Origin of the sequence: Rhizobium tumorigenes (assembly GCF_003240565.2) — a bacterium.
Taxonomy (GTDB): domain Bacteria; phylum Pseudomonadota; class Alphaproteobacteria; order Rhizobiales; family Rhizobiaceae; genus Rhizobium; species Rhizobium tumorigenes.
The window spans coordinates 22,537-47,160 of the sequence record NZ_CP117260.1 but is presented as its reverse complement, the minus strand read 5'-3'; the positions used below and the strand labels follow the sequence as shown (position 1 = coordinate 47,160).

Genomic DNA, 24,624 nt, shown 5'->3' with positions numbered 1-24,624 from the left:
CAGGTTTTCAGTTTCCGCGTCAACCGGGAAGGTTGAGGCACACCATCCATAAAACGCCGAGGCCACCGGCGCTGCATAGGAACTATGCTTCGCCGGTGGCCTCTTCGATGGTCATATATCAGATGCTCAGGCGATCGGATCCTTGTCCGACGGCTTGACGGTTTTGGGTTCGATACCGCCGTTGCCAAACAGCGGCGTCACGTTTGAGCGCCCGGTCGAGGCATTTTTTTGCGACTTGCGACGGCGATCCGTGAAGTCTACGGCCAGTGCAACGCCTTCCTCGAAGGTCGCGCGCGGGTCGTAGTAGAGAGGACGCTCGGGCGCCTCGATGCCATATTCTGCACAGAGGGTGTCGATGATATCCATCGCACGCAGGCCGAGCTTCGAGAAATCCGCTTGCCGATGCAGGAAAAAGTCGTCGAATTCGGGCGCGTTGACGTCAAGCGATTCCAGCGCGTCCAGTATGTTGCGCAGGCGGTTCGGCATCCAGAGGACTTCTTCGGCCAACTCTGGCGAAAGCAGGCTCCAGTCGACATCTTTCGGCAGGATCAGGCGCGGATCCTCCGTGTGCAGGACGAAATCGCCGGCATCGGAGGGATTGAATTCAGGTGCGTCTATTGCTGCACTGTGGCAGCCGCCGACCAAATCGTCCAATGCGAGCACGACCCGCATGGCCAGCATGCGTGTCTCCCGCCTACGGTTGACCCGCTGCGGGCGTCGGATACCCGCCCATAAGAGCGATCTGGAAAGCATGACGCCTGTTGCAATACTACCGGCGCCCAACAGCACACCGAGGATGATGCTGCCCTGCGTAGTCTGAAAGAACTGCCACAAATCAAACCTCATTCATTTCTTCCACCATATTACAACGAAGAACGACCGTTGGGTGACAATTTTTGTTTCAGCGCAGCCCTCAACAGGAAAGATTGAAAATCGCCTCCCGGAAGGCTCTGCTATTTATATAGTGCAATGCACCGCTGTCACAATATTCCCACCGAAGTCATCATATTCACTGCGAGCCTGTGCCGGGCTGTTCCTCTGCCGCCAGCGCGGCGCGCAAGGTTCGAACCTGCCTGTTCAGGGCGTGCACCTCCTCAAGCGTCATGCCCGATTTCCGCAGCAGCGCCTCCGCCAGACAGCTGCATCTCTTCAGCAGGGCCCGCCCCGCATGAGTGAACCAGACATGGACCTGACGCTCGTCGACCTTGCTGCGTCGACGCTCCACCAGGCCTGCCGCCTCGAGGCGCTTGACGGGCGGGGTGATTGTGCTGGAATCCAGCCCCAGCCGCTCAGCGATCGCGCCCACCGTCAGGCCATCCTCCTGGCCGAGCGCACTGAGCACCAGATATTGCGGGTATGTAATGCCCATGGAATCGAGCATCGGCTTGTAAGTGCGGTTGACAGCAATGCTTGCCGCATACAGCGAGAAGCAGAGCTGGTCATCCAATGGCAAGAGCGCTTGGCTCAAATTCGTCATCTCCCGTTTATAAGCAAATATCGATATCATAAAAAATAATGTCGCGATATCGATTTTGCTGGACTGGCCAAAAGTTTCGGTCTAGGTTTTCATTATCGCGATAAATATTTTTGCGATCTCACTTATCAGGAGAGCAGAACGATGGCTTCGAATAATCACACGACACGCCGTGGCGTGATGACCGCCGGGTTGGGCCTTGCCGCTGCAGCAGCGACCATGCCATTGGTTGCAACTGCAGACGCCGCAACACCCAAAGCTTCACAACCGAAGGGAACGACCATGAGCAGCAGCATCTTCACGACCAAGGACGGCACGCAGATCTACTACAAGGACTGGGGCACGGGTCAGCCGATCGTGTTCCACCATGGTTGGCCCCTCAGCGCCGACGACTGGGATGCCCAGATGCTCTACTTCCTCGGCCAGGGCTACCGGGTCATCGCCCACGATCGCCGCGGCCACGGCCGTTCCAGCCAGACGGATCACGGCAATGAAATGGACACCTACGCTGCCGACGTCGCAGCCCTGGTCGCACATCTCAACCTGAAGAATGCCATTCACATCGGTCACTCCACGGGCGGCGGCGAAGTCGCCCGCTATGTGGCAAAGCACGGCGGGAACGGCAGGGTCGCTAAGGCAGTGCTCGTCGGTGCCGTACCGCCGATCATGCTGAAGTCCGAGAGCAATCCGGGCGGCCTGCCGATGGAGGTCTTCGACGGCTTCCGCTCGGCGCTCGTTGCCAACCGGGCTCAGTTCTACCGGGACATTCCGACCGGCCCGTTTTACGGCTTCAATCGCGATGGCGCCAAGACCTATCCCGGCGTGATCGACAACTGGTGGCGTCAGGGCATGATGGGCGGCGCCAAGGCCCATTATGATTGCATCAAGGCCTTCTCCGAGACGGACTTCACCGATGACCTTAAGAATATCGACGTTCCCGTCCTCGTCATGCATGGCGACGACGACCAGATCGTGCCGATCGCCGATTCCGCCATGCTGTCGGTCAAGCTTCTGAAGAACGGCACGCTGAAGGTCTACAAGGGCTTCCCGCACGGCATGCTGACGACCCACGCCGACGTTCTCAACCCCGACCTGCTGGCCTTCTTCAAGGCCTGAGCCATCCCCTAAAAAGACAGAAACGCCCACTTTCCGGTGGGCGTTTCTATATCTGCTTGCCTGCCACTGAGCTCTCATCCAGCGCTGGCGAGCGCTCCGGCGGGCCGGCGGCATTGGGCAAAAACATCCATCTTCGCATTGTAGACCGTGGTGGACACATCCATAAGGCCGAGGATCGAGTGGAAAAAATTATCGTGCGAATACTGCCCTTCGGCGTGCTGCCCGAGGCATTTCATATCGAAGCCGGCGGATTTCGATAGGTCGTCGGATACCCAGGCCAGGAACGGCACATGCGTCTGTTGCGTCGGCGCGATGAAGTAGGGCGTGCCGTGCAGGTAGATACCATTTTCGCCGAGTGACTCTCCGTGATCGGAGACATAGACGACGGCACCATCCAGCTTTGCAGCGCGCTGCTTGATCTTGTCGATGACGACCGAAACGACATGGTCCGTATAGAGGATCGTATTGTCGTAGGCGTTAGTGATCTCCACAGGCGTACAGGCGCCAAAATCGTTGGCGCGGCAATCAGGTGTGAAGCGTCGGAACTCTTCGGGATAGCGCTGGAAATAGGCCGGTCCGTGGCTGCCGAGCTGGTGGAGAACCAGCACGCTGTCACCTCTGACGTGGTCGAGCCAGGCATCGACCTTGTCGAGAAGGATCGCATCCAGGCATTCACCATCCTTGCAGAAGCGCGGATCCTTGGAATTCGGCAGGTATTCGTAGGCCACCCTGTCGGTGACGTTGTAGCTGCCGGTGTCGTTGTCGAGCCAGGAGACATCCACCTTGGCATGACTGAGGACATCCAGAAGATTCTGGGTCTGCAGCCCCTTGCGATGGGTGTAGTCGGCGCGCGGGTAGATCGAGTACATGCAGGGAATTGACGTCGCCGTCGCCGTGCCGCAGCTGGTCGTGTTGGGGAAATAGACGACGTCCTGCTTCTTCATCTCGGGATTGGTATCGCGGTTATATCCGCCGAGCGAGAAATCCGAGGCGCGCGCCGTTTCGCCGGCAACGATGATCGTCACACGTGGCTTGCCGGAGGGATCGATATTGACCCGGTGGGCGTCCTTCCCCAAGGGTTCGGCAACGACATGCGCATCCTGCTGTGCCGACACCACATAGCTGACGGCATTGTTGATCGGCATGAACGGGTTAAGGGTAGCCAGGATATCGCGGTGGGCGCGCCCGACGCCGGCAAATACCTTGTAATAGCTGATCCCGGCGCCGGCAAAAATCGCAAGGCAGCCGAGGATGATCGCCGTGTTCTGCGCCAGCTTCGGCAGGATCGTCCGGTGGCGGATACGCACCCAGATTATCAGCAGAGACGGCAGCAATGCTGTCAGCAGCAAATGAACGGCAAATCGGAAAGTGATGAGGTGCCCGGCCTCGGCGCCGGTCGAAACGGCCGCATTGCGGATCATGTCCTTGTCGATGACGACGCCGAACTGGTCGTTGAACCAGGAGCAGGCGGACGATACCAGCACGAAGAAGATCAGGATCGGCTTCGTGACATATTTCGCCGAGAACAATGTGACGACGGCCATGAAAAGCGCGGAGATGCCGATGACGAACGCGGTAAAGGCGAGTGCATTTCCGGTCAGGTAGCCATGGGCCTTTTGCCAGAACGTCCAGTTTGTGACGACCAGCAGATAGAGCGTCGTCAGGAAGCAAAGCGCCACGCTTCCCAGCGCGGGCCGACCGAAGGGCCGCGCGTTTTCGGTGTTACGATCGTTCAAAGAAGGTCTCCAAAATGGCATGCCCGGGCGGGCGGCACAGCGCCGGCTGCACCCTGGCAATGCAGCAGAAAACAGTGTGCGACTTTCCTGACATCTACCTGAACGAAGGCATTCTTGGGACGCGCGCCACTGTCCTTTATACCCGTGAGCGGAGGATGAAAACGGAAGGCATTGGAACGCTTGCCCACCATGTTGCGGATCGCCGCAGGCTTCCTACATAGGAACTACCCTGATCCGGGCCCCTCTGGTGCAAGCTTTGGCTGCTTGTGCGATGTCGGATCGCACGTCACGGCCAACTGGAAACCAGAATGCTCAGCGCCCTCGTCTTTTATTTCGTGCAACTCCTCATCCTCGACCCGTTTCAAACGGAGATTACCAGCCGCCTATCCAAGGCCAACGTGCCCTACGAGGTCGTTGCCAATGTCAGGGCATGCACGACAAGCGCCGGTCAGGTGATAACCGATCATGCCACCACCAATCCTTTGCCGCTCGTATCCATGGCATTCGACATCTGGGTGCTCGGCACGGCACCCGATCGCATCCTGTCGGACGCCGTGCCGAACTGCCGCCCGGCGATCGAAACGGCAAAATCTTTCCTGGCGCAGCAGTCGGCCTGACGCCTTCCAGCCGCACGTACGGCTTTTAAAAACGCCTGCTTCGGCATGCATTGACATACCTCGCGAAAAATGAGAACATAAAGAGAACAAATGGAGACGTGCAGATGGACAGTGCCAACCTCGTCATTCAGAAGACTCTCGAAATTGTCGCCAAATCAAGAGCTGCGCGCGAGCATGCCGAACGACAGCGGAAGGAAACCTACTCCCGCCTGCAATTCGGTCGCTCGCTCGAACATTATCTTGAAAAGCCGGGGCAGCAACTGAAGCTGCGTCTCGACTCCTAAAGATTAGAAGCGCTTCCTCAACTGGCAGCCAGCAGCTCCGGCGTGCTAGCGATGGCGCCAGCCGGCATGCTGTCGGCCAGTATCGCCGCAGACACCACGCCGCCGATATCGTTTGCGCTGGTAATGCCCTGGACGAAGGGGAGCTTGTGCAGCAGAAACGAAATTGCGGCGCAATAGAGCTTGTTTGATACCGGGCTCTCGAATCTCGGCCTGAATGCATCATCGAGGTCGATACCGCCCGTCCGCACGACGGCCTGATGATCGCCCGGCAAGATGATCGACGACGCGGCACTTGTGGCTGCCTTGCGAATGACGCCCTGCTTCAGGAGGGTTGGAAATGGAATGTCCCGTACCGACAGCGGATGCTGCCCCGTCGCGTCGATGAAGGCGCCGAAGGCGAGTGTCTTGCCATCGTAGGTGACCTCTGCACCGCGCTCGACCCGCTCGTTGTCGATCTCGTATTCATCGCCGAGGGCAACGATGTCCAGCTTTCCCGCCCTCCGCAACGCCAATATCCTCTTGATGGATTCGTGCGGCACGGTGGCGTAGTCATCGATAAAAATGCTTTTGAAGTGCTTGTGAAACCGCTTGAGGTCGTCGCTGTCCAGCTGCGGGACGGCGCGGGCAATCGCCTCGTGCATGCGCAAGATCGCATAGCGCCAAGGCACGGTATGGCGCTGCTGCTTGTTGCGCGCGGCTTCGGCAAGGTTTAGTGCCGCCCACGCAAATGGATCGCGGGATTCGCGTTCGGCAAAATAGGCGGGTCCGATGGTCTCGATCGTCCGCAACGACAGTCCGATAGTCGCCGAATACTCCGGATCGCTGGCAAGCAGCTCGGCCTTGAACAGGTCGAAGATGTCGTCCAGCAAATTGCCACGGCCCGTCGCCAGCAAGGTGTCGATCGCTTCCTTTGTGCAGAACTGCAAGGGAAGGTAGGGGATCTCGTGGTAGAAATCGGCTTCCGGCAGCAGCCCCTTGCGAGACATCATGGTGATGCCGAAGCCCTCTGAACCGGCGGCCTGCTGGTATTCGAGCAAACCGCTGGCATCAACATAGAATGCGCCATGGGCCGTCGCCACGGTCACCATAGCATCGATTGCGCTCAGCGATGTCCCGAGGATGCCAACGGCGCAATTGCCGATCGACTTCAGATTGACGGCCGGCCATGGCGACATGAAATATCCGGGCTTGATCTCGATATTATCGGGCCAGTCGTGACCGGTCGCCATGACGACATGGTCGAACCCGTAGTCGGCCTGCGTCCCATCCGTCCGCTGAGCCACGAGGGCGATGTCGTCAACCTGCAACGCGATGTCTATGACGCGGTGGCGCGGTTTGATGTCTATCCTATGCCCCCGCTCCGTCCCTGCCTGCACGAGTTGCGAGAACTGGGCCTGCAGATACTCGCCGAGGACCACGCGCGGATAGAATTCGCGCTCGTCTATTGCTTCTCGCAGTACGTGCAGTCTCTCCAGTTCGGTGTCCGTCTGGCGCCGAAGCCAGGCAACCAGCGTCTCGCAGATCGGCGGCAGCTCGATGCTGGCGATATTCGACAGCATCGCCTGGTCGTTCAATGCCGGATGATAGGGCGTTCCCTTGCCCGGATCCGGCTCGATCTCGAAGATCGTGATGGACAGCGGCACAGACGAGCCTACCAGACCCTTCAGCGTATAAATGCCGGTCGGGCCGGAGCCTATAATAGCGATGCGGGTCATGGAAGCTTTCAACGGCGAACACTGGTAAAAATGGTTCGCGAACTTGACGATATGGACCGATGACTGCCGTTAGCAAGGTCGGAACGCAAATCTGTCCGCCACCGGACGCATCCGCGAGATGGCCCGGCTCAACGATGGAGCGAGTATATCGGCCGACATTGCAGTTGCAGTGTTCACGCGTCGGATTGCCATCCCCGCCGCTCCATTGCCAACGGCCACGATCCGACGATATCAATCATCGTGCACGAACGGCGTGCGGAGGATCGAAAGTGAGCCAATCTCAAGCGACGGCAACCGGTACGGCCACCTGGCTGGGCTTTATCGTTATGTGTGTCGGCATGTTCATGGCGATCCTCGATGTCCAGGTGGTGGCGACATCTTTGCCGACCATCCAGAGCGCCCTCGATATTCCCCAGCACCAGATGAGCTGGGTGCAGACCGCCTATCTCATCGCCGAGGTTATCGCGATCCCGCTGACCGGCGTGCTGACCCGTACCCTGACGATGCGCTGGCTGTTCGTGCTTGCCGTCACGGTGTTCACGCTCTCCTCGGCCGGTTGTGCCGCCAGCGGCAGCTTTTCGGAACTGATTGCCTGGCGGGTGCTGCAGGGTTTCTCCGGCGGCACGCTGATCCCGGCCGTTTTCTCTGCCGTCTTCATCCTGTTCCCGGTAGCGCGGCAGGGTATCGCCACCACCATCGCCGGTGTTCTTGCCGTTCTTGCCCCGACGGTCGGCCCGGTCGTCGGCGGCTGGATCACCGAAACCTACTCCTGGCACTGGCTGTTTCTGATCAACATCATTCCGGGCATCCTGTCAGCCGGTATCGCCGGGTTCCTGCTGCCGAGATCGACGATGCGCTTGGGCACGCTGAAGACGTTGGACCTGGTGTCGCTAGTCGCGATGGCGGTAGCACTCGCGGCCCTCGAAATTGCCCTCAAGGAAGCCCCGCAGCGCGGATGGCTGTCCGGCCTCGTACTGGGCCTGCTGGTGCTCAGCCTCGCCAGCCTTTCCATGTTCGTGCGCCGGACGCTGAAGGCCGGGGTTCCCATCGTTGACCTCGGAAACTTCGCCGACCGGTCGTTCCTGGTCGGCTGCATCCTGAGCTTCGTGCTCGGCATCGGACTGTTCGGCTCGGTTTATCTGATGCCAGTGTTCCTGGCGTTCGTGCGCGGTCACAATGCGCTCGAAATCGGCACCATCATGCTGGTCACCGGCGTCGCCCAACTGCTGACAGCGCCGATCGCCGTCTTTCTCGAACAGCGCCTCGGCGCGCGACTTCTCTCGGCGGCAGGGTTCACGCTTTTTGCCGTCGGCCTCGGAATGAGCGCATTCCAGACGCCGGACAGCGATTCTGCGGCGATGTTCTGGCCCCAGGTCATTCGTGGCGTGGCGATCATGTTCTGCCTGCTGCCACCGACGCGCCTTGCCCTTGGCAACCTGCCAGAAAGCCGCGTTCCCGACGCCAGCGGTCTTTTCAATCTGATGCGCAACCTCGGCGGTGCCATCGGCCTCGCCTTGATCGACACGGTGATCTACGGCCGCTCGCCGGGCCACGGAACGGTACTGATGGAAAAGCTTGCCGCCGGAGATGTCGCCACGGCGACCTATGTTGGCATACCGCTCGACATGTTCACCTCCCGCCCGTCAGGACCTATCGACGACGCCACCCGATCCATGCTGCAGCCGCTGGTCGAAAAGGCAGCGCTAACCCAGTCCATCAATGAGGCATGGGCCATGGTGGCCATCCTGACGCTCGCCGCCCTGGCCTGCGTGCCCTTTGCCATCAGGGTGCGCTCGGAGACAAAACGGAGCTAGAAGCATAACCCCGTCATGCCCGTGAGATCGTATCTCAGAAGTCAGCGGGAAGACGATGTCTCCTGCTGCTCGTTTGCGAGGACGGCCTGGGCTATCGCTTGCGGTCTGCCGAGCAGGTAGCCCTGGCCGATGTCGCATCCCAGGGCCTGCAGACGCTGGAGCTGGCTCTCCTCCTCTATGCCTTCTGCCGTGATCTTGACGCCGAGCCCGCTTCCCAGCGAGATGATTGCCCTGACGACCTTGTCCTGCTTGTCGCTGTTTTCGAAGGTCGCGACGAAGCTCCTGTCGATCTTGATCTTGTCGAACTGGAATGCGGACAGCTGGGAGAGGCTGGAATAGCCGGTGCCGAAATCATCCAGCGCGATCTTGATGCCGGCCTTGGTGAACTGATCGAGGACATAGCGTGCCGCCTCGGGATCCTGGATGAGCGCGCTCTCCGTGACCTCCAGTTCCAGCCGGTGGACGGGAAGGCCAACCTCGCCGAGCACTTTCATCAGGCGAAGTCCCAGCATCCTGTCGCCCAGTTGCACGGGAGAGATGTTGAACGACAGCACGGTATGAACTGGCCAGGACAACGCATCCCGGCAGGCCGTTCGAAAGAGACTGTCGGTCAGTTCGACAATCAGGCCGCTATCCTCGGCGAGCGGAATGAAGTCGCTGGGCGGAATGAATTGTCCCGGCGAGACCTCCCATCGTGCAAGCGCCTCGTAGCCGACAATCTCCCGGGTCTTGAGATCGACCAGCGGCTGGTAGTGCGGACGGATCTGGCCCGTTTTCATGGCGCGCTTCAGAGCGGCCTCCATCTGGACGCGCTTTTCGAGCTCGGTCTGCATGGCTGGCACAAAGACCCGGACGCCGTTGCGACCTCTTTTCTTCGCGGCATACATCGCGCAGTCGGATTGCTGGATAGCCTCCGCCAAGGTGGCGCCGTCCTCGGGGATCCGCGCGATGCCGACGCTGGCACCCACGTCGACGTTTGCAGCGTTGATTGATATCGGCTTCGAGATATTGCTGACGATGCGGTTTCCCACCGCGACAAGATCGGGATTTCCCATTCTCTCCGTGATGACGAGGAACTCGTCGCCACCCAGACGGTAGACATTGGCATCCGGAAAAATGTAGCGGAGCCGCTCCGCCACGATCTTCAGCACCTGATCGCCGTAATCGTGGCCGAGAAGGTCGTTGATCTTCTTGAAGCCATCGAGGTCGATGCTGAAGACTGCATATCCATCCTTGCAGGCAAGGTTTTCTCGCGTCGCCACATCCGCTCCGAGAAAACGCCTGTTGGGGAGCTCGGTCAGGGGATCGTGGCAGGCAATCCAGTCGACATTTTTCTCGGCGGCATGTCTCCGGCGAATTTCTTCCGCCATATCCTTTATGCGTATGAGGGAATAGACTAGGCCCAGGGCGCCGGCGATATTCAGGGCGGTGAAGAACTCATCGAAATCGTATTTTTCGTTTGCGCGAAAAAACGCATCGAGAGCCTCGTGCCCGTTGTAGTGAACGGCCAATCCGTAGATCACCAGAAATGCCGCAATCCAGAGGATTGCTTCGACCTTGGCGCGATTTCGGCCCAGTGATTGCACGGAGCTACTCCCGGAGACGGAAAATGGCTTCATGCCTATCGTCGGAATACATCTCCCGCCGCTGTTTATGCATTTTACCGAATATATATTTCAGCGGGGTTAAGGTGGTTTCGGCGGGGAATTTTGGTCATTTACGGCGCAGCCGGCCGCCCTTTAGCCAACAGACCGTTGGAGGCAGCCTTGCAGAGGGCCTGAGTTTCACCCAGATCTAGCGGGGGAGAAAGAGGCCTGGCCAGGGAGACCAGGCCTCCGCCATTGGAGGTCAATCCAATTGGTGTGCTACGTTGAGCGGCAGGGATGCTGTGCGTAGCATCAGTACTGTTAGCCTAGCGAAAGTTTTCGGCAACGCATTCCTGCGCTAGCAGCAGGACCACGATCACATCTTCTGGGAGACGTGGCTGCTTGTGCACATTAATAAAACGGCTTGCGTCATGGCGTTCAGCAAACCCGCCCCGGTGGCACGCCGGCAATGCTTTGTGAGCGACAAAAAAGCATGGCCCGACAGAAGCCGGGCCATGCTCAGACTGCTTTAAAGAAGCTGTCTATCAGAAGCTGCGCTGGAAACGCAGGATACCAGCCCAGGAGTGTTCGTTTGTCGAATCCCAGTTGGTGTATTCGACTTCAGGCTCGACTGTCAGGCCCTTGACTGGCTGGAACTTGACGTTCGCAGCAGCGGCAAAGATCTTCGAGTCTGTGTAGGCGACCTGAACGTTGGCCTTGAGCTTGTCGTTGATGGTTGCAGAACCACCGCCCCAGACTGCCCAATCACCCCAGCCGCAAAGCTCTTCCTTGTTCGCAGGGCAAGCGCCGTCGGTCACATAGCCCGAAGCATACTTGTTGAGCTTGTCGCCGTCTGTGTTCCAACCGCCCATCAGGAATGCCGAGAAGGTGCCAAAATCGGCATCGACGCGAGCCTTGATGGCGCCTTCTTCAACGATCGAGTCGTAGCCGCCGACAACCTTGATGCCCCATGCGCCCGACTTGAAGCCGAAGCCCAGGACGCCGTCTGGAACGTACTGGTCATTCTTGGAGATCTGCCAGCTTTTGCCGTTGCTCTGGGTGAAGCTGGAGTCGTACAAGCTGTCGCCGCTCGAATTGCTGTCTTCGATCGAAGCGACGGCCGTGAAGCCATTGCCCGGATCAAACGTGTAGGTCAGCTGGTTGAGTTCGGTGTTCGTTGGTCCAGGGCCGTAGGAAACCACGTCGTCCTGGATGATGTCGCCAGCGTAGCCTGGATAGGACGAGAACTGCGAGTCGGCCTTGCCGACGAGGAAGCCGCCGAGGCTGATATTGGCAAACAGCAGCTTGGTCGAGTTATTGCCTTCCTGCGAGTCCCAACGCATGACCATGTCGGTCTTCAGCGCGCCGTATTCGGTATCGCTGGCAGTGTCGAGGCTGAGTTCAGCGCGGGTGTGCCAAAGCGTGCCGATCTTGTGATCAGGCTGGTAGGCATCTTTCCACTCGCCTTCGGTACGAACCATGCCACCGATCTTCAGGCAGGTTTCCGTGCCTGGAATGTAGAAGTAGCCGGCGCCGTAGGCATCGCAAATACGAACGTATTCGAGCGGTTCCGGCTCAGCTGCAACAATTGCGTCCGCCGCATTGGCAGCCGAGAATGCCGAGAGGGCGGCAGCCGATGCAAGGAGAAGACCCTTAATCATCATCTTTAAAATCCATTTCTTCGGTGCAGGTCGCTTATATCGAGACGGTCGATACGGTCTGAAGCCTGCTAGGTGGGAGCCTGTTTTATCCGGAGCTTTCGCCCGTGGACCAAGGCTATGGCGAAAGGGTGCGGCCGCACAACTTCCGTCTCGCCAAACGGGTCCGCCGGAGAAGCCGATTTCTGGCGACGCGGCTGTTAAAACACATTTAGAAAACGGCTAGCACGACTACGTTTTGTAATAGTCACCCGGAAGACGCATTTCGCGCGCCTGAGCCTTACGACCGGGATGTGCGGGGAGGGCTGACTTTGCGAATCGCGAACGGTCCTGGCGCGCGCTTCGAAACGCACTCATCTCATCGTTCGTCAGGTCCAGGTAGCCCGGACAAGGCTCGCGCAAGCACGGGGAGCGAATATCATGGCAACATGTATCTGAAAGCGGAACCGCGCCGGCAAGGCGGGGCGCGCCGCATAGTGGAAGGCTTGAGAGTTTGATTGGTGCAGCGGCTCAGATCCAGACATTTGCGGACCCCAACCTGATCATCGGCAAGGCGCCGATCGTGCGGGCGATCTATGAGCAGAGAGATATCACACCCCTCTGGAACCAACTGCTGGAGCGGGCTTCCGCCGATCTCGGCGATGCTGCCGCCTTTATGGATGCCTCGATCGTCCTGCATACGGTGGGAGAGAAGGAAAAGGCAGTCATCAGCCAGAAGGCTGCACTCGACATCAGCCGCCATTATCGGATCCAGAACGGCAAGGGTACAGGCCTGGACATCCTGGTGTTCATGACGGCTGGCGATTTCATGGCAAATACGCCGATCGAGTTTCTGCTCGAGCATTCCGATACCAACCTCCTGCTCTATTATATCGACGCGGAAACCCAGGATCTCTCCGATATCCCCGCACACGACGTCGCCTTTGTCGCAGTCGGTGAATCCACGGACAATCTCCCGGTGCTCGAAAACCTCAAGCGGCTTTTGCGCGACTGGTCAGGACCGATACTGAACAATGCGCCGCAGTCCATCATGGATCTTTCCAGGGACGGCGTTTCAAATGCCTTCAGGGACGAGCGCTGGGTTCTCGCGCCGGCAACCGTTCGCGTCGATCGTCAGAAGCTTCAGCGGCTCGCCGCTGGCGAAATCGAACTGGGCTCCATCCTCGACGCAACGAGCTTTCCGATCATCGTCCGGCCACACGGCACGCATGCCGGCAAGGGCATGGAGAAAATCTCGGCCCGCTGGGAGCTTTCGGGCTATCTCGCCGCGCACGCCGACACCGAATTCTACCTGACGCCTTTCATCGACTACAGTGATACGGACGGAAAGTTCCGCAAGCAGCGCATCGCCTTCATCAATGGCAAGGCCTATGTCAGCCATCTGGCGATTTCCGACCACTGGATGGTCCACTACCTCAGCGCCGGCATGGCTGAGCACGCCGAACGCCGCGAGGAAGAAGGCCGATGGATGGCCAGTTTCGACACCGACTTCGCCGTCCGCCACGCCGCGGCCTTTGATGCCCTGCATCGCCGCTTCGGGCTCGACTACTTCGCCATCGATTGTGCCGAGTTGTCAGACGGACGGCTGCTGATGTTCGAAGCGGACGTCGCCATGATCGTCCACTCGATGGATTCCGAAAAGGTCTTCCCCTATAAAAAACAGGCGACGACCAAGCTGTTCGCCGCCTTCGAGGGCGCCTTGAAAGATCGCATGCTGCGCGCGACCTCCACCTCCGATGTCACCTGTGCCCATACGGGGAAACCGGCTGTCTACCAGAGAACCGACGACGACTGCCTGATCTGTGCGCTGGCGATGTTTTCCGGCAGGACCTACGAAGACATCCAGGACATGGCGACCAAAAGCGACCCCCGGTTCCCCCTGGGCGGGCCGATGAGCCACTCCATCATGCGCGGCGTCGCCAACGCTTGCGGCCTCGTTCTTCTCAGCGGCATCTACATGCTGTGGGACAAGCCTGGGATCATCGGCGTTGTCTCCCCGACAGTCCCCGACACCGGGCATGCAGTCTTCTGGGACGGCGAGAAGATCATCGACCCCGGCTCCAGCGCACGCGTGGACCGCGCTTATATCGACCGTTGCGGGCTGGAGTTTACCCAGCGCGCCCGTGATCTTGCGCCGCTGATCCAGCACGAAACACAAATCTCCTATATCGCCGGCGCCGTGGCGGTCGACGAGCCCATTCTCTGAAGCCGTCGTTCGCAGCCAAAATCCGGAGACCATCATGGCTGCAAGTCAGCGTCTAATCCTACCGATGCCAGTCGATCCATCATCGACACCAGCCGAGACAGCGTTTCTAGGGCAGTCGCTCGCCTCCGTTCCGCTGCTGCTAGGGGCCGGCGGCGACCAGCGCATTTCGCCGGATCCCGTCCATCGGCGAAACCGCTACGGCACGTTGACGACGCCCGCCGAACACGAAATTTCGTTTTCGTCGACGACGGCCAGCAATATATCCGGCGACGGGTTCCGCGCGGCCGGGATCGCTCTAGAACGGCTCGTTGATCGCCAATCCGCCGATCCGGTGGCAATCGACCAATGGTTTGCCGATATCCGTAAGGGCATCGCCACCAGCCTTGGGTCTACCGACGCGGAGATCATTCTCGCAGCCTCCGGGACAGACGCGGAGTTAATGGCCCTTTGCCTGTTTGCAGAGCTTTCCGCGCGGCCCCTTACCAATATCCTCGTTGCCCCCGAGGAGACCGGCAGCGGTGTGCCCCGTGCTGCAGCCGGATGCCACTATTCGGATCTTGCTGCCCTCGGCAGCACCGTCGAAGCCGGGAAGCCGCTCGGTGGCCTCGATCCCGACCGCATCGAGGTGTGCACCGTAACCATCCGCAATGCCGAAGGCGAACCGCGCCGGCAGGGCGACATCGACGATGACATGATCGCGGCCGTCGAGCGGGAACTGAAGCGCGACCGCGACGTCCTCGTCCATGTGCTCGATACATCGAAGACAGGCCTGTCCGGCGTGACCAGGCAGGCAGCTCGGCATGCGGCTTCGCTTGCGCCAGGCCGCGTGCATGTGATCGTCGATGCCTGTCAGTTCCGCTGCTCGGCGTCCGATATCCGGCAGGATCTTGCCGACGGCTTCCTTGTCGTACTGACTGGCTCAAAATTCGTCGGCGGGCCACCCTTTTCCGGCGCCCTCCTTGTGCCGACCTCCCTCGGTGAGGCACTCGCCACCAGCGGCGCTATTCCGTCCGGCCTTTCGGCCTACACGGCAGCCCATGACTGGCCATCGGCACTTCGCGAAAAGATGGATTTCACATTCGGCTCGCACTTTAACCTCGGCCTCGGCCTTCGATGGGTAGCAGCCTCGGCCGCCCTCGATCGCTACGCCGGCATCCCGCACGACGAGCAGGCCCTCATCAAGGCCCATTTCGTGAAACTGGTACGCACGCGTATCGACAGCGTCGCCGGTATCCGCCTGCACGCCAACGATGAGGGCGCCCATCTGGACGCTCGAACGATCGTGCCCTTCACGATCTCAAACCGCACCGGCGGCTTTGCCTCCTTCGAGCACTCGCAGATGATCCATCTGCTCATGCGCGAACGCGACGACGGTCCCGTTTGCCATCTCGGCCAAGCCGTCCGCCTGGGATCTCGCACAGTATTGCGGGTCGCGGCCTCGGCGAGCGACGTTCTCGATGTCTCGGCCCGCATGGCAGCGGCTCTGCCGTTGCACCAGGCATTCCATCCGGTCGAATCGCGGCTCGACGCAGTGTTCGACAAGCTGGCGGCCGTTCTTCACCACGTTCGGGCTCTCTGATGCCGGAAGGGACGCGCGGCGATATAACGGCTGAGCGCTCCACCAGCCTAGACCCGGTGGACTGGAGCGAATTTCGCGCGCTGGCCCACGGCATGCTGGACGACATGATCAGCCATATCGAGACCGTCCGCGAACGGCCGGTTTGGCAACCGCCGGCCGCCGAAACGCGCGCCCGGTTTGCCCGTCCGTTGCCTGCAGACCCCCGCGAACTCGGCGACATCCTCGATGACGTCCGTACCCACATCCTTCCCTTCGGCACCGGCAACCTGCATCCGCTGTTCATGGGCTGGGTCCACGGCGCGGGCACGCCCGTCGGCATGGTGGCCGAGATCGTCGCTGCCGGAATGAATCTCAACTGCGGCGGCCGCGACCATGTCGGGCTGGAGGTCGAGCAGCAGATCGTCCGCTGGATGAGCGAGGCCCTCGGCTATCCCCAAGGCGCCAGCGGCCTGTTTCTCACAGGCTCCTCCATGGCCAACTTCCTGGCCGTGACGATCGCCAGAACCGAGGCTCTCGGCCAGTCCGTCCGCCAAAACGGCTTGTGGAATCGGGACCGTCAACTCGTCGCCTATACCTCAAGCGAAGCCCATGGCTGCATCGCCCAGGCGATGGAGCTTTCCGGCATAGGCTCGGCCAATTTGCGAACGGTGGCTGTGGACGCTGACGGACGAATGCAAACGGGCGTGCTGCGCGCCATGATCGACGCCGACCGTGCCGCCGGACACCTGCCGTTTCTCGTCGTCGGCACTGCCGGCACCGTCAATACCGGGGCCATCGATCCGCTTTCTGTTATCGCCGACATCGCGGTCCAGGAAAATCTGTGGTTCCACGTCGACGGCGCCATCGGCGCTTTGGCAGTGCTTTCGGACGATCTGCGGGATCTGTTTGCGGGCATCGAGAAATCAGCCTCTGTGGCGCTGGACTTCCACAAATGGGGCCATGTTCCCTATGATGCCGGGTTTCTGCTGGTCAGGGACGGTGCCGCCCACAAGCGGGCTTTCGCGCAGCCGGCAGCCTATCTCCAGCGCGCTGATCGCGGCCTTGCAGCCGGTGAGACCTGGCCCTGCGATCTCGGCCCCGATCTGTCGCGCGGCTTTCGGGCGCTAAAGACCTGGATGACGATCGAAACGCTCGGCACGGAGCGCATCGGCAATTCCATCGCGCGCACCTGCGAACTCGCATCCCATCTGGCCCGTCATATCGAGCTGCACCCGCTGCTGGAACTCAGGGCACCGGTCGCCTTGAACATCGTCTGCTTCGGTGTTCGCGGAGCAGGTTCCGATTTTGTCCGGGATCTGGTGCTCGACCTCCAGCAATCCGGCCTGGCTGCCCCGTCCTGGACGACGGTCGGCGGCGAGCTGGCGGTGCGCTGCGCAATCGTCAACCACAGGACGACATCCGCCGATATCGACAGCTTCATCGACATCATCGACAGCTATCTGGCCGACAAGGGCTACTGAAGCGCTGACTGAGCGAGGTGGAATGCAGGAAAGCACCCTGCATTCCGGATCACCCCGTCTCGGCTATCGTAAACCGAAGCGTAGAGCCGGCTAAGCGTGTTTACTTTTGCGGCTTCCAGGCGAAGTGATCGCCCACTGCCACGATGTGGCCGACACCCGGAAACGGGAAGTGAGGTGCAAAGATAAGCTCGTGATCCTTGGCAAGCTGCGACAGGATTTCCCGGCGGCTGACCTTGCCCTCGGCTGCATCGTTGTCGAAGCCCATCGCCCAATCGGGCTCGGCTAGCGATACAATGGAGCTATGGGCGGTGTCACCGATGTCCAGAAGCCGCTTCTTGCCGGAGACAATCTGATAGCCGACATGACCCGGGGTATGTCCCTTGATCGGCACGGAGGTGATGCCCTCGGCAACGCTGTCGCCAGGCGCGAATATCTTGACCTTGGGCGTGATGGCGGTCACCAGCGCAGCCATCTTCGGCTGGGTCTGCAGCCACGTCCAGTCGGGCGCCGAAATGCGGATCGTCGCGTTGGCGAATGCGAGCGAGCCATCCGCCTTTACCAGCCCGCCGATGTGATCGCCGTGAACATGGGTGATCAGCACGTCGGAAATGTCCTCGGGCTTGCTCCCGGCCTTGGCAAGGCTTTCCAGCAGAACACCGTGCGCCGATGGCCCAAGGCCGGTATCGATCAGGATTTTCTGGTTGCCGGACTGAACGAGCAGCCCGTCGACACTGAGCGTGACACGGTCAGTCGGCTGTCCGGCTGCCTTCAGCACCTTGGAAACGGCCTCCGGTTCAATCCCGACGCCAAAAAGCTTTCCGTCATTGGCTGCAACGAACTGCGCATCTCGCAGCGCCGTCACCTTGATACTGCCGACTGTGAATGTCTTCGCCGCAGGTTCCGCCGCAACCGGCCCGGTCTCGATCGCAAAGGCTTGTCCGGCAACGGAGGCGCTCAACATTGCCAGGAGTGAAAGTGCTTTCATCGGTGTTCCCCTCTTCACGAATGGCCTATTCAAGGCTTGCAGCGTGTGATTGCCTGACTGTGGTAGCCTCTGCCACCCCGCCGCGCAACCCGGGAAACGAGGCACTAGCCGTCGAGGAACCCGGAGGCCACGTCGGCCGTACTGCTAACGGCAACCGCCAGATCGACCCCTTTTACGACCGTAGCGCCGGCCGCCCTCAGATCGTTCGCCTGTTTGAGCGCTCCGGAAGTCGGGGCGGCAAGAGCGGTCACTGTCCCCGCACCAAAATCCGCGATCCACAAACCATCTTCCCCTGGCAGTCCGATTACAACCACTTTCGCCACTGATGTCCCCTTCTCGTATTTGGTCAAAATCCAGCTTTTCGCAGGCCTTCGCGATACAGATCTTTCTGCCACTGTTCTTTCATGGCGATGACTGACAGCCACTTATCCACATCGAAATCGGGATTGCTGTGCCGAGCCTTGCGAACGAAGGAACGCGCCTTCCTGATGTCGCCAAGCATCGCCCAGCAGGCCGCAGAGAGCCGATCGGTGAGGCTCTTGTCGTGCGTCATGGCGATATAAGCCAGCGCAGCCTCGAAATTCCCGAGGCAGTAGCTGGCTCCGGCGGCAGTCCAGAGATAAGTGTCCGGTGTCAGCGGGTTGAGGTCGATGGCATTGACAATTTTTTCCATCGCCGCCGCCGGCTGCGAATAGTGAACCAGCGTATCGGCATGGTCAGCGATGATATCGGCGTTGTGCGGGCTGAGCTTCTCTGCAAGCTTCATTGCCTCGACGCTCTCGTCGAGGTCGCCCTGAAGCAGCCTGACCACTCCCAACTCGCGATACCCTCCCCCGAGATCGGAACCGGCAGCAATCGCCTTGGTGGAAAACTCCGAAGCCAAGGCCAGCAACTCCTGGTCACCGCGCGCCGTGAGGAGCCATTCCTTGGAATACGTACGCGCGAGACTGCTCAGCGCCGGGGCAAAATGCGGGTTGGTTTGCAGCGCCGACCGGAATTCCCGACGGGCCCTTCGCAAATTCGGTAATGTCAGATCCTTGAGATGACGCTGCCCGACCAGATAGCTGTGATAGGCCTCCGGGCTGGCCTCGAAATAAGCCCGCGACAGCTCGTCCCGCTCGATCTGCGAGGCAACTGTCACCGCGATACGCTTGGAAATTTCCCGCCTCTGCCGAGTCAGGTTGGAAGCATCGAGGCTGAAACGTTCAGCCCAGACGATCTCGTCATTGGCAAAGGAAATCAGCTGGGCAAAAAGCGAAACCTCCTCGTCGTAGCTGATCCGGGTGTCGAGGATGTAGGAAATGGAATGGCGGGCGAATGTGGCAGCCTTGTCCGGATCGCGGGAAAACTGGCCAGCCGTGTGGGGGGCTATCACGCGCACGCTTTTCAGGGCGCCGAAGCCGATCGTGATGTCCTCGATCAGGGAAGCCGCGAGCAGCGTCGCGACAATATTCCCGCTGTCCAGTTGCGGAGGCAGGAGTGCCAGACGCGGCAGCTTGAGATGGCCGCCGCCATAGGGAGACAGGAAGGGCGACGGACGAGCCAGCAGCGACGCGCGAGCTTCCGCAAACTGTTTGTTGAACATCCTGCTGGCCAAATCCAGCGAAAGCAGGTCTTGCCCTGCATCCGCAGAGTCGGATGGCGTATCCTCATTCAGGCTGGCGCCGGATGGCAAACCCTCCAGGCTGCGCTCGCTCCCCGAGCATTCGAGAAGGAAGCGCTGGACGTCTTCGTCCTGCGGATGGAGCGTGAAAAGGCGAAGCACGGCCGTCTGTAATATGGTGTCGCTGTCACGCGCCGACAGCATCGGCAGGGCGCGTTTAAACGCCCGCAGCAGCCGGTCCGAACAACCCTTGCGTTTTTCCTCTACCCAGGCGTCGAGCAGCGTATCCATCGGTGCGAAGTCCTGCAGAAACTCCGAACCAGTGACGTTCACCAGCCGGTGCAGAGACCGGACCGCATCCTCGTCTTCCAGAGTGTCGATGGATGTGGGGTCGAACTCGAGCGACCCGACCTCGACGCGAACTGTCTTGTCGGTAAATGTCAGGAATTCGACGCCGAGCTCGCTCTGCCTGTCCTTGATCCGTGAGATGAGCTTGCGCATGTTGGCGAGCAGGCCGGATTGACTCGGGCCGCTCCACAATAACGCAGCCAAATCTTCGCGCTTTGCTTCTATTTGCTTGGTATCAAGAAGATAGCAGAGGGCCAGAAGAGCCTTTTCAGGAAAAGAAACATCACCAACGCGATCAACAAGTCTTAAGCGACCGAAGGTGTGCAGTTTGAACTTCATGGTTGCTTCCCACAAGTCTCTGTCTGTCAGGATATATCACCTGTTCACACGATACGGCTTTCAAGGCAAGGTAATGATCGATGTCTTTTGTTTAAATTATACAGGATAAAGGCCGCTGCGGCAAAACCGCTGCAGCGACCTCTCATGCGATGTCTGCGGTGATCTCTACTGGATGGTCCTGATGGGGTTCTTCGGAGCCGGATCGAAGCCGACGAGATCTGTCGTCAGCTTGGCATAGGTGCCGTCGGCAACCATCTCGGCCAGAGCCTTGTTGACGGCCTTGACGAGCTCAGGCTTGCCCTTCTTGACCGCAAAACCCTTCTGAATATGGCTGATGGCTTCCGGAAGCACCTCAAGCGGCATCTTTGCCGACTTGATCATGTAACCGGCCCCGATGGCGTCGGTGATCTCGGCGTCGATGTTGCCATTGAGGAGATCCTGGATGCCATCCGTCTCGGCCTTGTAGGCCTTGACCGTGGCGCCCTTGTCTTCCGCCAGCTTGGCAAAGGTCGAGGATGCCAGCGCACCGACAGATTTGCCCTTGAGGTCGGCGGGAGTCTTGATGGCGGAGCCCTTCGGAACGACCACAGCCGCGCCGGATTCGAGCCAGCCATCGGCAAAGACGACCTGCTTCTGGCGCTCGGGCGTGATATCCATGGCGTCGCTGGTGATATCATACTGGTCGGCCTGCAGCCCGATCAAAAGCGATTCCCACTTGATGATGACGGGTGTGTATTCGAGACCGAGACGTTTGGAGATTTCCTTCATGACGCGGATTTCCAGTCCGTCGAGGCTGCCATCGGCACCACGCATGCTGAACGGCGGAAAGGTGCCCTCGGTAGCCACCAGCAATTTGCCGGGTTGCAGCAGTTCGAGGTCGGCGGCCGAAGCCGGAGCGTAACTGGAAAAGGCGGCCGCTGCGGCAAGCGCAAGGGCGATAAGCTGGCGTTTCATGTCTGTTCCCTTCATTTTTCTTGATCGATATCCCCCTGCCGTTGACAACAGGGGTCAGTTTCTTCGGGCATGGTGCACGAGGAATAGGCAGGCGCTCAGCTGTTCACCGCGTAGCGGCGCTCCAGCCAGGCGGCAAGCTGGGTCAGGATCGTCGTCAGCAGCAGGTAGATAACCGCGACCGCAATGTAGAAATCGAACGGACGGAAGGTCATCGCGATCAGCGTCTGGGCATAGAGCGTCAATTCCACAACCGTAATTGTCGACAGCAACGAGGTATTCTTCAGCGTCGAGATCGCCTCGTTGGTGAGCGACGGCAGAACGATGCGGAAGACCTGCGGCAAGACGATCGTCCGCATGGTGGCAGCCTGGCTGAAGCCGATCGCCAGTGCGGATTCGGTCTGCCCGCGCGGGATCGCCATGAGGCCGCTGCGGATGATTTCAGCCACATACGCGCCGCTGTTTATGCCGAGCGCCAGCACGCCGGCGGTAAACGGCGACAACCGGATGCCGATCTGCGGAAAGCCGAAATAGACGATGAATATCTGGATGATCGTCGGCGTGCCGCGAATGAACCAGATGTAGAAGGCCGTGACCGAGCGAACTGCACGCCATTTCGACCGCTGGCCGAGGGCTGCGAGCAGACCGCAAATCCAGCTGACGACAATGGTGAGGATCGTCAGCCAGAAGACGGTCCAGGATGCCACCAGGAAGCCAGATCCGTAAAGACGGACATCCGCCAGAAAATCAGCCAGCATGATCATGCTCCCTCGACAGTTTCAGCAGGCGCGGCGCCATAGGCCAGGCCATCGTGGAGGATACGATGGAGGAACTGCCGCAGCCGGTCGCTCTCGGGGTTGCGCAGAATATCGCGCGACCCCGCTTCAGCGATGACACCCTTGTCGAAAAACAGCACGCGGGACGACACGTCGCGCGCAAAGGCGATCTCGTGGGTCACCAGAAGCATCGTCATGCCCTCGGCGGCAAGCGAGGCCATCAGCACCAGAACCTCATGCACCAGTTCGGGGTCGAGGGCCGAGGTGACCTCGTCGAACAGCATCAGACGCGGTTTCATGGCCAGCGCCCGGACAATGGCGACGCGCTGCTGCTGGCCGCCAGAAAGCCGCGACGGATAGCTGTGGCGCTTGTCATAGAGACCGATGCGCGACAGCAGTGCCTCCGCCTCTTCGACGGCCTGGGCCTTGGGAAGCTTCAGCAGTTTCATCGGTGCGTGGATGACGTTTTCGAGCACCGTCATGTGCGGCCAGAGATTGTAGCTCTGGAAGACCATGCCGACACGCGTCCGCAACGACTGCATCTGCGCCGGCGTGGGAAGGAAACGCGATTCCGTGCGGAAATCGAAGGACAGTTCCTCGAATTTCAGAAAGCCGGACTGCGGCATCTCGAGACCGTTGATCGAGCGCAGGAAAGTGCTTTTGCCGGAGCCGCTGGCGCCGATGATCGAAACAACCTCACCGGGCTCGACCGCAAGCGAAACACCCTTCAGGACCTCGTTGTCGCCAAAGCTCTTTCTGATGTCCTTGAGGACCAGAAGCGGCGTTGTGGAGGGCGTCATAGCTTGGCCAGAGGGTGCGATCTCGGAAATGTCTGTCATCGTTCGGTTACCCAATACTCTCACCCGGAAACGGCTCTAAGCCTCTTGCCAGGATTGTCTTTGCCTCACCGCCCACAAGAAGGGTATTCAGTATACCGCTGGAATTCAAGAACTGATTTCATACATTTACCAGCCGATGCGTCATCAGACTGTTCTGATTGATTAAAATTTCATCTGGCCCATTAAATAATCATTTGCGGACGACCCGACATTTGACTTGGGAACACGCTTGGTGTACCGAAATTTTCGTAAGCGTGAAGTTCGGTCATTTTGCAAATCCGCCGCCGCCTCGAATGCGTAGGATCTGCAAGGCGGCAACCGGCGCTTGGCCACGATCCGCCGACTGGAGTTTGACGATGAGCCGATATTTCCCGCTGCACGAATATCAAAGCCGGTGGGACAGCGTGCTGGAAAACATGCGGTCGCATGGCTTCGAGACGGCCGTCGTCTTCGGACGTGGTGGCGGCACCACCGATAATTGCGGCGACATCCTCTATCTTTCGAACCATTATGCCATCAGCGGCGGCACGGATTCGCTGATCTGGTCGGCGCGGTCGTTCTCAGGCATCATTCTTCAACAGGGCACGGAGCCGCAACTCCACATCGACGAACCCGAGGTTCGGACCGACCTAGTCTCTATCTCTGACGCGCATTGTTCGAACCATCCGTTCCGCAGCGTGGCGAGGGCGCTGAACGACAGGGGCATCACGGGGCGCGTGGCGCTGGTCGGTACGCAGTTCATTCCGATGAAATTCTACCAGCAACTGCTCGAGGAAGCGCCCGGCATCGACTGGGTGCCCGCAGACGATCTGGTGCGCGCCGCGCGGCGCATCAAGAGCCCGCTCGAACTGGAGTGCTATCGCATCGGCGGCGAGACGGCCACGGCCGGGCTCAATCGCCTGATGGAGGGTCTGACGTCCGGCCTCTCAGAGCGGGAAGCTGCCGGCGAGGCGGCCCGCGAGGTGGTGCGGCGCGGCGGCCGGCTGCAGATGATCGGCACAAACCACGGCGAAACCCTCGGCTTCGACCAGCGCTTTCCGTTGACGGGCTACAGCGCCGATACGCCGAAGCCGGGCGATATCGTCACCGGCACCCTGCACGGCGCCTTTCACCAGGGTTACTACCTCGACCCCGGCCGCACCGGCGTACGCGGCAGGCCGACCGCCGACCAGCGGAGGCTGATCGAGGCAACGGCTGACATCGTCCACCGCCTGTCCGACATGATGCGCCCTGGAACGAAACTCCTGGATGTCGCTGCGGAAGGCGACCGCCTGACAGCTGCCTTTGGCGGATCGGTCTCGCCGATCATGAAGAATTTCCCGTTCTACGGGCACGGGATCGGCCTCGGCTTCGAGCAGCCGCGTATCTCGACTGTCATGTCGCAGCCGGACGATGTCGTCGATGAGAACATGGTATTCGGTGTCGAAGCTTTCCTGTCGCTCGATGGCGTCGGGGCGGCGTTCTTCGAAGACATCCTGATTATCGGCGGACATGAAAACGAACTGCTGACCCGCTCGCCCGCATACTGGTGGTAAGCG

20 protein-coding genes are annotated in these 24,624 nt (G+C 60.0%); 9 read left to right on the top strand and 11 right to left on the bottom strand.

Features of this window, described 5'->3' with window-relative positions; all coding sequences use genetic code 11:
* Window positions 1-126: 126 nt before the first annotated feature.
* Together PR017_RS27205 and PR017_RS27200 are read right to left on the bottom strand one after the other, a co-directional pair.
* Window positions 127-846, bottom strand: coding sequence for a hypothetical protein (locus PR017_RS27205; protein ID WP_133255565.1), 720 nt, complete (start codon window positions 844-846; stop codon window positions 127-129).
* Window positions 847-1,009: 163 nt separating this feature from the next.
* Complete coding sequence (locus PR017_RS27200) at window positions 1,010-1,468, bottom strand: MarR family winged helix-turn-helix transcriptional regulator (RefSeq protein WP_279619579.1); 459 nt, start codon at window positions 1,466-1,468, stop codon at window positions 1,010-1,012.
* Window positions 1,469-1,756: 288 nt separating this feature from the next.
* Here PR017_RS27200 and PR017_RS27195 point away from each other — a divergent pair, with 288 nt between their 5' ends.
* Window positions 1,757-2,590, top strand: a complete 834-nt coding sequence (locus PR017_RS27195; RefSeq protein ID WP_240538941.1) for an alpha/beta fold hydrolase — start codon at window positions 1,757-1,759, stop codon at window positions 2,588-2,590.
* Between the two features lie 74 nt (window positions 2,591-2,664).
* Here PR017_RS27195 and PR017_RS27190 read toward each other — a convergent pair whose 3' ends face one another.
* Window positions 2,665-4,326, bottom strand: coding sequence for a phosphoethanolamine transferase (locus PR017_RS27190; protein WP_481900269.1), 1,662 nt, complete (start codon window positions 4,324-4,326; stop codon window positions 2,665-2,667).
* 308 nt (window positions 4,327-4,634) lie between these two features.
* Between PR017_RS27190 and PR017_RS27185 the strand changes: the two genes are divergently transcribed.
* Entirely contained in the window at window positions 4,635-4,943 is a 309-nt protein-coding gene (locus PR017_RS27185; RefSeq protein ID WP_111218570.1) for a hypothetical protein, read from the top strand.
* A 104-nt stretch (window positions 4,944-5,047) separates the two neighbouring features.
* Window positions 5,048-5,227: a hypothetical protein gene (locus tag PR017_RS27180; protein ID WP_111218572.1), complete on the top strand. Its 180-nt coding sequence runs from the start codon at window positions 5,048-5,050 to the stop codon at window positions 5,225-5,227.
* A gap of 17 nt (window positions 5,228-5,244) precedes the next feature.
* Here PR017_RS27180 and PR017_RS27175 read toward each other — a convergent pair whose 3' ends face one another.
* Window positions 5,245-6,942, bottom strand: coding sequence for an FAD/NAD(P)-binding protein (locus tag PR017_RS27175; RefSeq protein WP_111218574.1), 1,698 nt, complete (start codon window positions 6,940-6,942; stop codon window positions 5,245-5,247).
* Window positions 6,943-7,268: 326 nt separating this feature from the next.
* On the opposite strand from PR017_RS27175, the gene PR017_RS27170 reads away from it, so the two are divergent.
* A complete protein-coding gene (locus PR017_RS27170; protein ID WP_111218576.1) occupies window positions 7,269-8,756 on the top strand; it encodes a DHA2 family efflux MFS transporter permease subunit in 1,488 nt (495 codons plus the stop codon).
* Between the two features lie 41 nt (window positions 8,757-8,797).
* Here the strand turns inward: PR017_RS27170 and PR017_RS27165 are convergent, their stop codons facing one another.
* On the bottom strand, window positions 8,798-10,342 hold the full coding sequence (locus PR017_RS27165; RefSeq protein WP_240538935.1) for a putative bifunctional diguanylate cyclase/phosphodiesterase: 1,545 nt from the start codon (window positions 10,340-10,342) through the stop codon (window positions 8,798-8,800).
* Between the two features lie 545 nt (window positions 10,343-10,887).
* On the bottom strand, window positions 10,888-12,006 hold the full coding sequence (locus tag PR017_RS27160; RefSeq protein WP_111218580.1) for a porin: 1,119 nt from the start codon (window positions 12,004-12,006) through the stop codon (window positions 10,888-10,890).
* 487 nt (window positions 12,007-12,493) lie between these two features.
* Between PR017_RS27160 and PR017_RS27155 the strand changes: the two genes are divergently transcribed.
* Genes PR017_RS27155 through PR017_RS27145 form a run of 3 tightly spaced genes read left to right on the top strand, consistent with a single transcriptional unit; the run spans window position 12,494 to window position 17,245 of the window.
* Window positions 12,494-14,206 carry an ATP-grasp domain-containing protein gene (locus PR017_RS27155; RefSeq protein WP_206423138.1) on the top strand — a complete coding sequence of 571 codons (1,713 nt, stop codon included), beginning with the start codon at window positions 12,494-12,496 and terminating at the stop codon, window positions 14,204-14,206.
* 34 nt (window positions 14,207-14,240) lie between these two features.
* Window positions 14,241-15,785 carry a hypothetical protein gene (locus PR017_RS27150; RefSeq protein WP_133255566.1) on the top strand — a complete coding sequence of 515 codons (1,545 nt, stop codon included), beginning with the start codon at window positions 14,241-14,243 and terminating at the stop codon, window positions 15,783-15,785.
* Window positions 15,785-17,245 carry a pyridoxal phosphate-dependent decarboxylase family protein gene (locus PR017_RS27145; RefSeq protein WP_111218584.1) on the top strand — a complete coding sequence of 487 codons (1,461 nt, stop codon included), beginning with the start codon at window positions 15,785-15,787 and terminating at the stop codon, window positions 17,243-17,245. The genes PR017_RS27150 and PR017_RS27145 overlap by 1 nt, the downstream gene beginning before the upstream one ends.
* A 100-nt stretch (window positions 17,246-17,345) precedes the next feature.
* On the opposite strand, the gene PR017_RS27140 is transcribed toward PR017_RS27145, so the two are convergent.
* Window positions 17,346-18,230: an MBL fold metallo-hydrolase gene (locus PR017_RS27140; RefSeq protein WP_111218586.1), complete on the bottom strand. Its 885-nt coding sequence runs from the start codon at window positions 18,228-18,230 to the stop codon at window positions 17,346-17,348.
* Here PR017_RS27140 and PR017_RS28640 point away from each other — a divergent pair.
* Window positions 18,221-18,556, top strand: a complete 336-nt coding sequence (locus tag PR017_RS28640) for a hypothetical protein (RefSeq protein ID WP_154677460.1) — start codon at window positions 18,221-18,223, stop codon at window positions 18,554-18,556. The two genes, PR017_RS27140 and PR017_RS28640, sit on opposite strands and share 10 nt — an antisense overlap.
* 20 nt (window positions 18,557-18,576) lie before the next feature.
* On the opposite strand, the gene PR017_RS27130 is transcribed toward PR017_RS28640, so the two are convergent.
* From PR017_RS27130 to PR017_RS27115, 4 genes are all read right to left on the bottom strand, one after another.
* Entirely contained in the window at window positions 18,577-20,520 is a 1,944-nt protein-coding gene (locus tag PR017_RS27130; RefSeq protein ID WP_111218588.1) for a hypothetical protein, read from the bottom strand.
* A gap of 165 nt (window positions 20,521-20,685) precedes the next feature.
* Window positions 20,686-21,474, bottom strand: coding sequence for a transporter substrate-binding domain-containing protein (locus PR017_RS27125; protein ID WP_111218590.1), 789 nt, complete (start codon window positions 21,472-21,474; stop codon window positions 20,686-20,688).
* 95 nt (window positions 21,475-21,569) lie between these two features.
* Window positions 21,570-22,229 carry an amino acid ABC transporter permease gene (locus PR017_RS27120; protein ID WP_111218727.1) on the bottom strand — a complete coding sequence of 220 codons (660 nt, stop codon included), beginning with the start codon at window positions 22,227-22,229 and terminating at the stop codon, window positions 21,570-21,572.
* 2 nt (window positions 22,230-22,231) lie between these two features.
* Window positions 22,232-23,086 (bottom strand): amino acid ABC transporter ATP-binding protein, encoded by an 855-nt coding sequence (locus PR017_RS27115; protein WP_425070067.1) that lies wholly within the window; start codon window positions 23,084-23,086, stop codon window positions 22,232-22,234.
* A 356-nt stretch (window positions 23,087-23,442) separates the two neighbouring features.
* On the opposite strand from PR017_RS27115, the gene PR017_RS27110 reads away from it, so the two are divergent.
* Window positions 23,443-24,621 carry a M24 family metallopeptidase gene (locus tag PR017_RS27110; RefSeq protein ID WP_111218592.1) on the top strand — a complete coding sequence of 393 codons (1,179 nt, stop codon included), beginning with the start codon at window positions 23,443-23,445 and terminating at the stop codon, window positions 24,619-24,621.
* Window positions 24,622-24,624: the final 3 nt, after the last annotated feature.